Raw genomic sequence first — 13680 nt, 5'->3', positions numbered from 1 at the left:
CGCCCTCCCGCCGTGGAAGCACCGTCGAGACCCCCTCTGATTGCCGAGACCCCCGCTGCACACGTCAACAGCAGGGGGTCTGGACAACACGAGGGGGTCTCGATGAATGACGAGACAGGGTGAATGATGAGGCAGCGCGTCAGCCCACCTCGCCGGCGGCGACCGTCTCGGCCAGCATGTGCACGCGCGGCAGATGATGGGCGCCGTAGAAGTCCGCGGAAGTCAGGCGCGCAGCATCCGACTCATCCTGCGTCGCGTGGCGCAGCACCGCGACCACCGCCAGCCCGTGCATCCAGCCACCGGCCAGCGTGCCCAGCAGCATCAGGTACGGCACGCTCACGCCATACGCGTCGCGCGACGGGCCGAACTCGAGCACGGAAGCCGTCGCCGCCCGCGCCGAGGCCACCGCACGCTCCAGACGGTCGGCCGTGCGCGCGGCGACCGGGTTCGCGAGCGCGCGCAGCTCGGACACCGTCGACGAGATCTGCCCGAACAGCTGCTCCGCGACCGCACCGCCGTCACGGAGCACCTTGCGGCCGATCAGATCGTTCGACTGGATCGCCGTGGTGCCCTCGTAGATCGGCATGATGCGTGCATCGCGGTAGTGCTGCGCGACCCCGGTCTCCTCGATGAAGCCCATCCCGCCGTGCACCTGGATCGCGTCGCTGGTCAGCGCCACGGCATCCTCCGTCGCCCAGCCCTTCAGGATCGGCACGAAGAACTCGGCCAGCGCCTGCGTGCCGTCGGCGTGCGCCCGGTCGAACAGGTCGCCCAGGTACACGCCCAGCGCGCGCATCGCGAACAGGCGGCTCTGCATCGACAGCAGCAGTCGGCGCACGTCCGGATGCTCGGCGATCGGCGCGCCCGCCGGACGGCCCTGCACCGCGCCCTGCAGGCGCCCGTCCGCATACGCACGAGCCTGCTGGTAGGCGCGGTCGGAGATGCCGGTGGCCTGAAACCCCATGCCCGCCCGCGCGGAGTTCATCATCACGAACATGCCCGCGAGGCCGCCGCCGACCTCGCCGACGAGATACCCGGTGGCGTCCTCGTAGGAGAGCACGCAGGTGGGGCTGCCGTGGATGCCGAGCTTGTGCTCGATCGCCACCGTCGTGACGGCGTTGCGCTCCCCCGGGTTCCCGGCGGCATCCGGCAGGAACTTCGGCACCACGAACAGCGACAGCCCCTTCGCACCGGCCGGCGCATCCGGCGTGCGCGCGAGCACCAGGTGCACGATGTTCGGCGCGATGTCGTGATCGCCCCAGGTGATGAAGATCTTCTGTCCTCTGACGCCCCACGACCCGTCGTCGCGCGGAGTGGCCATGGTGCGGATCGCACCCAGGTCCGTTCCCGCGTCGGGCTCGGTGAGGTTCATCGTGCCGGTCCACTCGCCCGAGACGAGCTTGGTCAGGTAGGTCTCCCGCAGCTGGTCGGATGCCGCGGCATCCAGCGCATGGATCTGACCGGCCGTCAGCAGCCAGCACAGCGCGAACGCCGCGTTCGACGCGTTCCAGAGCTCGCCGAGACCGGCGCGGATCGAGCCGGGCAGGCCGTCGCCGCCCGCGGACTCGGGCGCCTCGGCGCTGATCCAGCCCGCCTCGACGAACGCCCGATACGCCTCGGCGAACCCGGCGGGCAGGTGCACCTGACCGTCTTCCAGGCGCGCGCCCTCCTGGTCGCCGACGGTCTCGAGAGGGGCCAGGACGGATGCCGCGAACTCGCCGGCGCCCGCGATGATCTCGGTGGCGTCCTCGGCGCTGAACGCGCCGCCGGTGCCGCGCGCGACCAGGTCGAGGCCGAACGCCTCGCCGAACAGGAAGCGGTAATCGTCGACCGGGGGGACGTAGTCGGATGCCATGGCGGACTCCAATCCGTGTGAGACTGAGCGTCAGTTTACGCGAGACTGCGTTTCAGTGGAACGAGGCGTTCATCAGCGCCTCGACCGGATAGACGGCGACATCAACGCGCTGATGAAGCACACCTTCGGCATCCAGCGCGATTGACCCGCGCGGCAGCGCTCAGGCGTACCGGCGGCACCACTCGTACATGACGACGGCCGCCGCCGCGCTCGCGTTGATCGAGCGCGTCGATCCGTACTGGGTGATCTCGATGTGGCCGGATGCGACGGCGAGCGCCTCTTCGGAGAGCCCGGGCCCCTCCTGGCCGAACAGCAGCGCGCAGCGTTCCGGAAGCTCGGCCCGATCGACCGGCACGGCCTCGCCCACGTTGTCGACCGCGATGATGGGGATGCCCTCGCCGGCAGCCCACGCCGCGAAGGACTCCACATCCGGGTGATGCACCACGTGCTGGTAGCGGTCGGTGACCATGGCCCCGCGCTTGTTCCAGCGCCGCCTCCCGATGATGTGCACCGTGTCGGCGAGGAACGCGTTGGCGCTGCGCACGATCGAGCCGATGTTCATGTCGTGCTGCCAGTTCTCGATCGCGACGTGGAACGGATGCCGCTGCAGATCGAGGTCGGCGACGATGGCATCCATCCGCCAGTACCGGTAGCGATCGATCACGTTGCGAGTGTCGCCGCGCTCCAGCAGCTCGGGGTCGTACCAGCCGCCCTCCGGCCACTCCCCCTGCCACGGGCCGACCCCATGGGTCGTGCGCTCGGGAGTCGGTTCGGGTGCCTGCTCTTCCACGTCGCAAGGCTATCCCGCGCCGCCCTCCCCCTGCCGAGAACCGGGGAACGGCCCAGCGCGACGGTTCGACATCTTTAGGCATGCCGAAAACTCGGCTAGGGTTTCGGTGTGCCGAAATCATCGCGGATGCCGGGGCGCGGGCTCAGCCTGCTCGGACCGGCGCTCGTCGCCGGCGTGGCGTACCTCGATCCCGGAAATGTCGCCAGCAACATGACCGCGGGCGCCCGCTACGGGTATCTGCTGGTGTGGGTGGTGGTGGCCGCCAACGGTATGGCCTGGCTGATCCAGTACCTGTCGGCGACGCTGGGCATCGTCACCGGCCGCAGCCTGCCCGAGGAGCTCGGCGCCCGCATCCGGTCGCCGTGGGCCCGCCGCGCGTACTGGCTGCAGGCCGAACTCGTGGCGATGGCCACCGATGTGGCCGAGGTGCTCGGCGGCGCCGTCGCGCTGAGTCTGCTCTTCGGCATCCCTCTGCTGCTCGGCGGTGTCATCACCGGGGCCGTGTCGATGGTGCTGCTGGCCGTGCACTCCCGTCGCGGGCCCCGGCACTTCGAGTTCGTGATCATCGGGCTGATGGCGACCATCGTCGTCGGCTTCATCGCCGGACTGTTCGTCGCGCCGCCGGATCCGGCGGGGGTCATCGGAGGGATGCTGCCGCGCTTCGCCGACAGCGGCTCAGTGCTGCTGGCGGCATCCATCCTGGGCGCGACGATCATGCCGCACGCCATCTACGCGCACAGCGCGCTCGCGAGGGACAGGTTCGCCTCGACGGGCTCAGCGCGCCAGGGCACCGGCCCGACCCACCGCATCCGCACCCTGCTGACCGCGACCCGCTGGGACGTGACGATCGCCATGGTCATCGCCGGCTCGGTGAACCTGGCGATCCTGCTGCTGGCCGCTGCGAATCTCGCGGGCCAGACAGGCACCGACTCGCTCGAGGGTGCGCACGCGGCGATCACCGCGAACCTCGGCGGGCTCATCGGCACCCTGTTCGCGGTGGGACTGCTGGCATCCGGCCTCGCATCCACCTCGGTCGGGGCATACGCCGGCGCCGAGATCATGCACGGCCTGCTCACCATCCGCATCCCGCTGCTGGTCCGCCGGCTGATCACGCTGATCCCGGCGCTGGTGATCCTGGGCGTCGGTTTCGACCCCACGCTCGCACTGGTGCTCAGCCAGGTGGTGCTCTCGTTCGGCATCCCGTTCGCGCTGATCCCGCTCCTCTCTCTGACCGCCCGCCGCCGCACGCTCGGCGAGCACGCCAACCGGCTGTGGACGACGGTCCTCGGCATCCTGTTCTCGGCGCTGATCATCCTCCTGAACGCGGTGCTGCTCTGGCTGGTGCTGACCGGCTGAACGGTCAGCGCAGGGCGGCGGAAGGTAGGCTCGAAGCCATGCCCGCCACCCCCGCCCGCACGCACCGCGACGACTCTCAGGCTCGTCGCGCGATGCGGCTGTGCACCTGGTTCGCGCTGATCGCCGGTGCGCTGGGCGTGGTGCTCATCGCCTGGCCGCACCTGCTGCCGGCAGGCGGCCCGTGGGTGCAGCTGGTGCTGGGAGCGCTCACTCTGTTCCTCGCGTTCCGCGCCCGCGCGATCGGCACCCGCGGCGTGAACGACTACGACGGGCGGCTGTCGCTGCTGGCCGCGATCGCCGGCTTCGCCATCCTGTTCTTCGCCGGGAACGCCGCCTTCACCGTGCTGGCGTCACTGGGATCCTGACATGCCGTCCCCCGCTTTCGACGACTACCTCAAGACCGTCTACTCGCACACCGAGTGGCAGGACGCTCCGATCACGCCGTCGCAGCTGGCAACCGCGCTGGGCATCGCGCCGTCGAGCGTGACCGAGATGGTCAAGAAGCTCGCCGCCGCTGGGCTGGTCTCGCACCAGCCGTACGGCGCGGTGCGGTTGACGGATGCCGGTCGCGACCGCGCCCTGCACATGCTGCGCCGTCACCGGCTGATCGAGACCTGGCTGGTGCGCGAGTTCGGCTACGCCTGGCACGAGGTGCACGACGAGGCCGAGGTGCTCGAGCACACGATCAGCGACCGGCTGCTGGAGGGCATCGACCAGCGCCTCGGTCGTCCGCGCTTCGACCCGCACGGCGACGCGATCCCGGATGCCGAAGGCCGCGTCGACCGCGAGCCGTTCGTGCTGCTCGCCGATGCGCCCGCCGGGCACACCGGCCGGGTGCTGCGCGTGAGCGACCGCGACCCCGAGCTGCTGCAGTCGCTCGAGGACGCCGGGATCGGCGTGGGCGTCGAGCTGACGGCATCCGAGACCGGCATCCACCGCGATGGCGCGCCCGCAGCGCTTCCCGACGGCGCCGATCGGGTGATCTGGCTCAGCGCATAGCTGCGCGATCTAGGCTGTCACCGTCGCGAGAGGAGTCCGATGACACAGCAGGACCTGTTCTTCATGGTGATCGTCGTCATCGGCCTGGGATCGTTGAGTCTGCTGACCATGCAGCTGCTCAAGCGCCCCCGACGCGACGATCGCGGCGAGTGGTACCGGGGCCCCTGGGACGACGACGACCGGCGCCCGCGCGGCCCGGGGAACCCGCGCGACCCGAGGAACCCGCGCGGGAAGCGCTGACCCGGGCCGCGCCCCGTCAGGACTTGACCGACCCGCTCATCAGACCGCCCACGAAGTACTTGCCCAGCACGATGTAGACGATCAGCGTCGGAATCGACGCGATCAGCGCACCCGCCATCGATGCGCCGTAGTTGGACAGCTGCGCGCCCTGCGACAGGTTCACCAGCGACAGCGAGACCGGTCCCTGATTGGCATCCGAGAGGAACAGCGCGAACAGGTAGTCGTTCCACGCCGAGGTGAACTGCCAGATGATCGTGACCACGAACCCGGGCAGTGACAGCGGCAGGATGATGCGCCAGTACGAGCCGAGCATGCCGGCGCCGTCCATGCGCGACGCCTCCATCAGCTCCTCGGGAACGCCCTCGTAGTAGTTGCGGAAGATCAGCGTGCAGATCGGCAGACCGTAGATGATGTGCACGAACAGCAGCGTGATGATGCTGGACGGCAGTCCCAGCGAGGTCTTCAGCTGCACCAGCGGCACCATGATCGCCTGATACGGGATGAACATGCCGAACAGGATCAGCGTGAACACGACGTTGGCGTAGGGGAACTTCCAGCGCGAGAGCACGAACCCGTTCATCGAGCCGAGCATGGCCGAGACGAGCGCGGCGGGGATGGCCAGCAGGAACGTGCGGCCCAGGGGAGCTGCCAGCGCCTCCCACGCGGTGGCCCAGTTGCCGAAGCCGGTGTTGCCATCGGCATCCGCCTGCCACGGCCACAGCGACGGCCACACCCACGACGTCACGGCGCTGACGTCGGACGGCGGCTTCAGGCTGGTGACCACCAGCACGTACACCGGCATCAGCACGATCACGATGAACAGCAGCAGCAGCACGTACTTGGTGGTGCGGCCGACCCGGGCGCGGGTGCGGTGCGCGGTGGGGATGCTCGCGCCGGTGCCGGCGCGGCGCTCGATTCCGGTTGCGACGCTCACTTGCGCGCCCTCCTCTCGGCGCGGGCCGTGGAGATCAGGTACGGCACGATGAAGATGCACACCAGCAGCAGCAGGATGGTGGCGATGGCGGATGCCTTGCCGTACTCGCCGCCGGTCAGCGCGGTCCACATGTACGTCGCGGGCACCTCGGTGATGTACACCGGGCCGGTGACCGCCATGATCAGGTCGAAGACCTTCAGCGACATGTGCGCGACGATCACAAGGGCCGACAGGGCCACCGGATGCAGCTGCGGGAAGACGACGTGGCGGTACAGCTTCCATTCGCTCGCGCCGTCCATGCGGGCGGCCTCGCGCAGCTCGTCGGGAACGCCGCGGAAGCCCGCCAGGAACAGCGCCATCACATAGCCGGCCAGCTGCCAGATCGCGGGCAGCGCCATGGCGGCCATGCCCCACAGCGGCTGGTTGTACCAGTCGTTCTGCAGGCTGCCGAGACCCACCGACTGCAGCAGGCGGTTCAGTCCGCTCGCGCGATCGCCCTGAGCCGAGCTGAGCAGCCAGCGCCAGACCACGCCGGATGCCACGAACGAGACGGCCATCGGGAACAGGTAGATGGAGCGGAAGACGCCCTCGGCGGTGACGCCCTTGTCGAGCATCCAGGCCCACAGGAAGCCGAACACCATGGTCCCGACCATGAAGCACACCGTGAAGATGCCCAGGTTCGCGAGCGAGTGCAGGAAGCGCGGCTCGGTGAGCAGGTCGGTGAACTGCTGCAGGCCCACGAACTCGGATGCCGTCAGGGCGGAGTCCTTGGTCATGGCCGTGTAGAAGTTCTGGCCGATCATCACGTACACGAAGATGCCCAGCAGCACGATCGTCGGTGAGATCAGCAGCAGCGGCGGTCCCCAGTTGCGGATGCCCTTGCGCATCGGCGCCCTCCTTCAGACGGGAATGTCCGAGGGGCGGCGCCGACGCGCCGCCCCTCGGATGCTGTGGATGTTACTCGCCCAGGCCCTTGGCCTGCGCCTGCACCAGTGCGTCCTGCAGCGTCTTGCCGTCCTGGGTGGAGACGAACTGACCGATCGCCGAGGTGATGTCGTTCAGCCACGAGACCTTCACGGCCGCGCCGTGGGCCAGCGAGCTGACCACGGTGTCCTTGGCGAAGGAGTCCATCGCACCCTGCTGGTACTCGGGGTAGTCGGCGGCGTCGGCATCCGTGCGCGCCGGGATCGAGCCCTTGGCGAGGTTGAACGCCTTCTGCCCGTCGGCCGAGCTGATCGTCTTCAGCCAGTTCTTCGCGCCGCCGGCGTGCGGGGCGCCCACCGGAAGGGTGAACGAGTCGGCCAGGAAGTCGAACGTGCCGTCGGTGCCCGGGGTCGGCCAGGTGGTGTAGTCGGTGCCGTAGGTCTTGCCCTTGGCGTCGAACTCGGCCAGGGCCCAGTCGCCCATCACGTTGTAGGCGGCGGTGCCGTCGATGACCATGTCGGTCGCGACCGGCCAGTCCTGACCGGTGCCGTCGGTGTTGGCGTAGGAGAGCAGCTCGGTGTAGTCCTCGATCGCCTTGGTGACCTTGGCGTCGTCGAACTTCGTGGAGCCGTCCCACAGACCCTGGTAGCCCTCGGCGCCGAGGTCGGCGAGCAGCACGTTCTCGAACAGCTGCACCTGCGTCCAGTCGGTCGCCACGGACAGCGGCGTCTCGACACCGGCATCCTTCAGCTTCTTCATGTCGGCCAGCCAGGCGTCGATGTCGGCGGGAGCCGTCTTCGGGTCGATGCCGGCCTTGGCCAGCACCTCGTTGTTCACCCACACGACGTTGGCGCGGTGGATGTTGCTGGGCACCGAGTAGATCTTGCCGTCCACCGTGAGGCGGTCGATCAGCGTCGACGGGAACACGTCGTTCAGGCCGTTGTCCTTGTAGAACGAGCTGAGGTCCTCGATCTTGTTCGCCTCGATGTAGTCGGTCAGCTCCGCACCGGCGTGCGCCTGGAACGAGTCCGGCGGGTTGTTCGCCTTCAGGCGCGACGCGAGGGCGTTCTTCGCGTTGGAGCCCGCGCCGCCGGCCACGGCCGCGTTGACGAACTTCGTGTCGGGGTACTGCTCGCCGAAGACCTTGACGAGCGCGTCGAGGCCGGTCTTCTCAGAACCGGATGCCCACCACGTGAACACCTCGACCTGGCTGGCGTCGTCGGAGCCGCCCTTGTTGCCGTCGCCGCCGTCGCCCGCGTTGCCGGAGCAGCCGGCGAGCGCGAGAGCCGCGACGCTGAGACCCGCTACTGCTGCGAGTGCCTTGCGCATGTGATCCTCCATCGGATGAAGACGGCCTGCCGTCCGCGGGCCTTGTGCCATCGAATATGAAAACGTTGCCAAATGCAACCGGAGCGCGGTCACAACCCGGTAACGCCGCCTGCCGGAGCCTGTTCCCCGGAGCCGCGCTCGACCAGCCGGGTGCCCAGCACGATGCGGCGGTCCGGGCCCACCAGTCCCGCGATGCGATCCAGCAGCAGGTCGGCGGCCGCCTCTCCGATCGCCCACGGATCCTGCGCGATGCTCGTCACCGGCGGGGTCATCAGCTCGGCCAGATCGAAGTCGTCGAAGCCCACCATCGCCGGATGCGCGTCCAGCAGCCGCAGCGCCTTGAGCACCGCCTTGGTGGTGCGGCTGTTGGTGGTCACCAGCGCGGTCGGCGGGTCATCCAGCGACGCCAGCTCGCGCAGCGCCTCGACGCACACGTCCACGTCGTCGTCGACGGCCACGATCAGCTCGGGCCGCGTCGGCAGCCCGGCATCCCGCACCCCCTGCCGGAACCCGGCCTGCCTGCGCTCGGAGGTGAACCTCCCCGCCGTGTGCGCCAGGCACGCGATGCTGCGATGCCCCGCCCGCGCGAGGTGCGCCACCGCATCCGCCGCGCCGCGCTCGTTGTCGACGATCACCAGGTCGGCGCTCAGCCCGTGCGGCGGCCGGTCGATGAACACGATGCGCGTCCCCGCGGCCTTCTCCGCGGCGAGGAACGACACGTCGGCCTCCTCGTGCGCGACGACGATCAGCCCGTCCAGGCGCCTGCTCAGCATGCGTCGCAGCACGCGCTCGCCCTCGGCCGGGTCGTCGCCCGTCGAGGCGACCAGCACGAGCAGGTCGCGCTCCTGCGCGCGCTGCTCGATCGCGAAGACCACCTCGGCGTAGAACGGGTCGGAGATGCGCGTGACGACCACGCCGATCGTGCGCGCCGAGCCGGTGCGCAGCGTGTGCGCGAAGTCGTTGCGGCTGTACTCGAGCTCGGCGATGGCGCGCTCCACCGCCCGCGTCCTGGTGCGGCTCACCCCGCCCTTGCCCGCGACGACGCGCGACACGGTCGACAGGCCGACGCCCGCTCGGGCGGCCACGTCCTTCATGGTCGGCCGGCCCGCGGCGTCGACGCTCTCGTCGTTCGACCTCGCCACACAGAGAACCATGGCATGAAAACGTTGCCAAGTCCATGTCCCCAGTCGCGTCTACGCTCGTCACGACGACCGACGCGGAGGTGACACGGAGGTGACACGGAGGTGCGGATGGGTGCTCTCGACGACGGCGAGCGTGTGAGTGCGGCGGATGCTGCCGCCTGGCGCGACTGGCTACAGACCCACCACGCGTCGGCGAGCGGGGTCTGGCTGCTGAACGTGCGCGGCGCGGTCACCGACGGCGTCGGCTACGAGGATGCCGTGCGCCAGGCGCTGTGCTTCGGCTGGATCGACGGGCCGGTGCGCACATTCGCCGAGGGCTCGGTCGGCCAGTGGTTCTCACCGCGCCGGCGCGGCAGCGGCTGGGCGGCGACGAACAAGGCCCGGCTGGCCGAGCTCGAGGCGGCGGGGCTGCTGGCGCCCGCCGGCATCCGCGTGATCGAGGCGGCGAAGGCCGACGGGTCGTGGACAGTGCTCGACGGTCCCGAGGCCGGCATCGAGCCGGACGATCTCACAGCGGCGCTGGACGCCGTGCCCGCCGCGCGTGCGGCGTGGGATGCGTTCCCGAAGTCGGCCAAGAAGCTCGGCCTCACGCAGATCGCCACCGCCAAACGTGCTGAGACGCGTGCCGCGCGCATCGCGAAGATCGTGGCGGATGCCGCGGTGGGGCGCAGGCCCTGACGATTCATCCCGCCACGCGCTGATCCATGCGATGCTGCGGCGAGGAGGACTCACGCGCAATCCGACAGTGCCGGTTTCCGCCGGCCTGCTGCACGACCCGCGGGCCTACTTCCAGGCGCTGACCGACTATCGAGCGGGCGATGTCGATGCCATCGTGCACGCGGTGACGAACGCGATGTTCGCGGCGATCCGCAACGGCCGCAGACTGGCGAGCGATCTCGCCGACATCCGCGACGAGTGGGCGGCCACCGTGCGCTCCCGCAGCGGCTCCTCCGCGCGGCGGCTGATGGATGCCCTGCTAGCCCAGCCCGTCATCACGACGAAGACCGCGGCGGACGCCCTGAGCGTCAGCGAAGTGGCGGCGAGTACAGCGATCAATCGTCTCGCGGATGCAGGCGTGCTCACCAAAGCATCCGGCAGAGCCCGCTATCGCATCTGGCAGGCGCCCGAAGTCATCGCCGCCCTCGACGATTTCGCCGAACGCGCACGCCGGGGACGGATCTGACTACTGCGGGTCCAGGCCCAGGTCGTCCAGGTCGTACGCGGCCAGCCACTGCAGGCCCTCCGCCTCGATCGCGGCCTGCGCGCCGGTCTTGCGGTCGACGATCACGGCGACGGCCACGACCTCGGCGCCCTCGCGGCGCAGCACCTCGACGGCCTTCAGCGCGGACTGACCGGTGGTGGAGGTGTCCTCCAGCACGATGACGCGCTTGCCCTTGACATCCGCGCCCTCCACCTGGCGGCCGCGGCCGTGGTCCTTGGGCTCCTTGCGCACGACGAACGCGTCGAGCGGACGGTCGGATGCCACCGACGCGTGCAGCACCGAGTTGGCGATCGGGTCCGCACCCAACGTCAGCCCGCCGACGGCCGAGATGTCGTGGTCCTTGATCAGGTCGAGCATGATGCGCCCGATCGCGGGTGCGGCCCGGTGGTCGAGGGTGAGTTTGCGCATGTCGACGTAGTACGTCGCCTTCTTGCCACTGGAGAGCGTGAAGTCGCCGTGGAACACCGCCTCGGCGGTGATGAGGTCGAGCAGGGCCTGGCGGTCGGCGGCGAGATCGGTCACGGCATCCAGTGTATTCGGGACTGGTCACCGCCCCCGCGCGCGGTTAGCGTGGCAGCAGGAGGTCAGAAATGTTCTCATACGATCCCTACGCCGCACTCGCCGAGTTGCGCCCCGTCGCCCCGCTGGAGCTGACCAGCCCCGACTTCGCCGCCGGAGGCTCCCTGCCCGTGTTCGCCTGGTCGTCCGACCGGGGCGGGGAGGACCGGCATCCGGCTCTGGAGTGGTCGCAGCCGCCCGCGGGCACCCAGAGCTTCGCGGTCTCGTGCTTCGACCCGGACGCCCCGACCGGCTCCGGCTTCTGGCACTGGGCGGCGTACGACATGCCCGCTGACACGCGCCGGCTGGAGTCCGGCGACGGCAGGGCCGCGAGCCTGCCGGAAGGCAGCCGGGTGCTGCCCAACGAGGCCCGGCTGGAGCGCTACATCGGCGCCGCGCCACCCGAGGGCACGGGCGTGCACCGGTACTTCTTCGTGGTCGACGCGCTCGACGTCGATCACCTCGACCTCGAACTCGGTGCGACGCCGGGCGTGCTGGGGTTCAACCGGCACTTCCACACGCTGGCCCGCGGCATCCTGATCGGCACGGCCGACCCCGGCGAGCGGTGATGCGCGGGCCGGCTCTGTCTGCCGCCCCGAATAGGCTGGACGCATGCGTCTGGCCACCTGGAACATCAACTCGATCCGCACCCGCGTCGGGCGCGCCGTCGACTTCGCCGTGCGCGAGGACATCGACGTGCTGGCGCTGCAGGAGATCAAGTGCACGCCCGAGCAGTTCCCGTACGCGCCCTTCGAGGAAGCCGGGTACCAGGTCGAGGTGCACGGCCTGAACCAGTGGAACGGCGTCGCGATCGCCAGTCGCGAGCCGATCACCGACGTGTCCACCGCGTTCGCCGGCATGCCGGGGTTCGCCAAGGGGCACGACGGGCCGGATGCCCCGCTCGAGGCGCGCGCGCTGGGCGTGACCGTCGGCGGCGTGCGCGTATGGAGCCTCTACGTGCCCAACGGCCGCTCACTCGGCGACCCGCACCTGGCGTACAAGCTGCACTGGCTCGAGGCGCTGCGCACCTCGACGGCCGCTGAGATCGCGGCGGATCCGAACCGCCCGCTGGCCCTAGTCGGCGACTTCAACATCATCCCCTTCGACGTCGACAACGGCGACCCCGGCATCGTGATCGGCCGCTCCACGCACGTCTCCCCCGAGGAGCGCGCGGCGTTCTTCGCGCTGGAGACCGCCGGCGTGCGCGACGTGGTGCGCCCGCTGATCCCGGAGGGCTTCACCTACTGGGACTACCAGCGCCTGAAGTTCCCACGCAACGAGGGCGTGCGCATCGACTTCATCCTCGGCTCGGATTCCTTCGCGAGCGCCGTGACCGCAGCATCCATCCACCGCGACGAGCGCAAGGGCGCACAGCCCAGCGACCACGTCCCCGTGGTGGTCGATCTGGACCTCGGCGACGATGACGGTGACGACCTGCCGATGATCTTCGCGTGACCCGTCGTCTCGCTTCGCTTGCTCAGGGACCGGTGAAGCTGATCGCCACCGACCTCGACGGCACGCTGCTCGGAGTCGACGGGGTGGTGTCGACCCGCACGCGTGCCGCATTGGATGCCGCGAGGGATGCCGGGATCGCGACCATCCCCGTCACCGCGCGTCAGCCGATCGGGCTGCGGCCCATCGCGGCGCAGGCGGGGTTCTCGGACTGGGCGCTGTGCGGAAACGGAGCGTACGGGGTGCATCTGACCACCGGCGAGCACCTGTTCGCCGAGGAGATCCCGCCCGCCGTGCAGCAGGAGCTCGCCGCGGCGCTGAACGAGGTGCTCCCCGGCCTGGTGTTCGCGAGCGTGCGCGATGCGGGCGAGCTCTTCGTCGCGCAGGAGGGCTACGCCGATCTCGCGCACGTCAGCGACCACAAGCGCGCCCCTGAGACCATGGGCGGCGTCCCGCTGGCCGATGTGCTGACCGCCCCCAGCCTGAAGCTGGTGATCCGGCATCCGTCCGTCCCGATCCCCGACGTGTTCGCGGCGCTTCAGTCGCTGGGCCTAACGGGTTTCGCAGCGACACTGTCCGGGGCGCCCTTCGTCGAGGTGATGGCGCAGGGCGTCAACAAGGCGACCGGCGTCGCGCAGGTGTGCACACGGCTCGGCATCGAACGCTCGGAGGTGCTCGCCTTCGGCGACGCGCTGAATGATCTGGAGCTGCTGCAGTGGGCCGGTCACGGCGTCGCCGTCGGCAATGCCATGGACGTGGTGCGCGAGGAGGCCGACGAGGTGGCGCCGTCCAACCTGCAGGACGGCGTCGCGCAGGTGATCGAGCGGATGCTGGCCGGCTGACGCACACGCCGTGCAGCATCCGCCACGCGACGGATGT

16 protein-coding genes are annotated in these 13680 nt (G+C 69.8%); 9 read left to right on the top strand and 7 right to left on the bottom strand.

Features of this window, described 5'->3' with window-relative positions; all coding sequences use genetic code 11:
* Nucleotides 1-139 precede the first annotated feature (139 nt).
* Nucleotides 140-1855 carry an acyl-CoA dehydrogenase gene (locus Q9R19_RS10340; RefSeq protein WP_311256301.1) on the bottom strand — a complete coding sequence of 572 codons (1716 nt, stop codon included), beginning with the start codon at nt 1853-1855 and terminating at the stop codon, nt 140-142.
* Nucleotides 1856-2015: 160 nt separating this feature from the next.
* Nucleotides 2016-2645, bottom strand: a complete 630-nt coding sequence (locus Q9R19_RS10335) for a TrmH family RNA methyltransferase (protein ID WP_311256300.1) — start codon at nt 2643-2645, stop codon at nt 2016-2018.
* Nucleotides 2646-2771: 126 nt separating this feature from the next.
* On the opposite strand from Q9R19_RS10335, the gene Q9R19_RS10330 reads away from it, so the two are divergent.
* Genes Q9R19_RS10330 through Q9R19_RS10315 form a run of 4 tightly spaced genes read left to right on the top strand, consistent with a single transcriptional unit; the run spans nt 2772 to nt 5240 of the window.
* On the top strand, nt 2772-4001 hold the full coding sequence (locus Q9R19_RS10330) for an Nramp family divalent metal transporter (protein WP_311256536.1): 1230 nt from the start codon (nt 2772-2774) through the stop codon (nt 3999-4001).
* A 38-nt stretch (nt 4002-4039) separates the two neighbouring features.
* Nucleotides 4040-4366: a hypothetical protein gene (locus tag Q9R19_RS10325; RefSeq protein ID WP_311256299.1), complete on the top strand. Its 327-nt coding sequence runs from the start codon at nt 4040-4042 to the stop codon at nt 4364-4366.
* 1 nt (nt 4367) lies between these two features.
* Entirely contained in the window at nt 4368-5000 is a 633-nt protein-coding gene (locus Q9R19_RS10320) for a metal-dependent transcriptional regulator (RefSeq protein WP_311256298.1), read from the top strand.
* 39 nt (nt 5001-5039) lie between these two features.
* Nucleotides 5040-5240 (top strand): hypothetical protein, encoded by a 201-nt coding sequence (locus Q9R19_RS10315; RefSeq protein ID WP_311256297.1) that lies wholly within the window; start codon nt 5040-5042, stop codon nt 5238-5240.
* Between the two features lie 16 nt (nt 5241-5256).
* Here the strand turns inward: Q9R19_RS10315 and Q9R19_RS10310 are convergent, their stop codons facing one another.
* From Q9R19_RS10310 to Q9R19_RS10295, 4 genes are all read right to left on the bottom strand, one after another.
* Nucleotides 5257-6174 carry a carbohydrate ABC transporter permease gene (locus tag Q9R19_RS10310; protein WP_311256296.1) on the bottom strand — a complete coding sequence of 306 codons (918 nt, stop codon included), beginning with the start codon at nt 6172-6174 and terminating at the stop codon, nt 5257-5259.
* Nucleotides 6171-7061: a sugar ABC transporter permease gene (locus Q9R19_RS10305; protein WP_311256295.1), complete on the bottom strand. Its 891-nt coding sequence runs from the start codon at nt 7059-7061 to the stop codon at nt 6171-6173. The genes Q9R19_RS10310 and Q9R19_RS10305 overlap by 4 nt, the downstream gene beginning before the upstream one ends.
* A gap of 70 nt (nt 7062-7131) precedes the next feature.
* Nucleotides 7132-8427: an extracellular solute-binding protein gene (locus tag Q9R19_RS10300; RefSeq protein ID WP_311256294.1), complete on the bottom strand. Its 1296-nt coding sequence runs from the start codon at nt 8425-8427 to the stop codon at nt 7132-7134.
* A gap of 89 nt (nt 8428-8516) precedes the next feature.
* Nucleotides 8517-9569, bottom strand: a complete 1053-nt coding sequence (locus Q9R19_RS10295) for a LacI family DNA-binding transcriptional regulator (RefSeq protein WP_311256293.1) — start codon at nt 9567-9569, stop codon at nt 8517-8519.
* A 108-nt stretch (nt 9570-9677) separates the two neighbouring features.
* Here Q9R19_RS10295 and Q9R19_RS10290 point away from each other — a divergent pair, with 108 nt between their 5' ends.
* A complete protein-coding gene (locus Q9R19_RS10290; RefSeq protein WP_311256292.1) occupies nt 9678-10247 on the top strand; it encodes a YdeI/OmpD-associated family protein in 570 nt (189 codons plus the stop codon).
* A 67-nt stretch (nt 10248-10314) separates the two neighbouring features.
* Nucleotides 10315-10752, top strand: a complete 438-nt coding sequence (locus Q9R19_RS10285; RefSeq protein ID WP_311256291.1) for a hypothetical protein — start codon at nt 10315-10317, stop codon at nt 10750-10752.
* Here the strand turns inward: Q9R19_RS10285 and pyrE are convergent, their stop codons facing one another.
* Nucleotides 10753-11313, bottom strand: a complete 561-nt coding sequence (pyrE, locus tag Q9R19_RS10280) for an orotate phosphoribosyltransferase (protein ID WP_311256290.1) — start codon at nt 11311-11313, stop codon at nt 10753-10755.
* A gap of 68 nt (nt 11314-11381) precedes the next feature.
* On the opposite strand from pyrE, the gene Q9R19_RS10275 reads away from it, so the two are divergent.
* From Q9R19_RS10275 to Q9R19_RS10265, 3 genes are read left to right on the top strand one after another with little or no spacing between them, the layout of a single operon-like run.
* Nucleotides 11382-11918: a YbhB/YbcL family Raf kinase inhibitor-like protein gene (locus Q9R19_RS10275; RefSeq protein WP_311256289.1), complete on the top strand. Its 537-nt coding sequence runs from the start codon at nt 11382-11384 to the stop codon at nt 11916-11918.
* A 43-nt stretch (nt 11919-11961) separates the two neighbouring features.
* A complete protein-coding gene (locus Q9R19_RS10270) occupies nt 11962-12804 on the top strand; it encodes an exodeoxyribonuclease III (RefSeq protein WP_311256288.1) in 843 nt (280 codons plus the stop codon).
* The gene (locus Q9R19_RS10265; RefSeq protein WP_311256287.1) at nt 12801-13643 is read left to right on the top strand and encodes an HAD family hydrolase; all 843 of its coding nucleotides are present in this window, start codon (nt 12801-12803) and stop codon (nt 13641-13643) included. The genes Q9R19_RS10270 and Q9R19_RS10265 overlap by 4 nt, the downstream gene beginning before the upstream one ends.
* Nucleotides 13644-13680 lie beyond the last annotated feature (37 nt).

This window comes from Microbacterium sp. ARD32, from assembly GCF_031844385.1.
Classification (GTDB): Bacteria; Actinomycetota; Actinomycetes; order Actinomycetales; family Microbacteriaceae; genus Microbacterium.
This window is presented reverse-complemented; position numbering and strand designations above follow the sequence as displayed.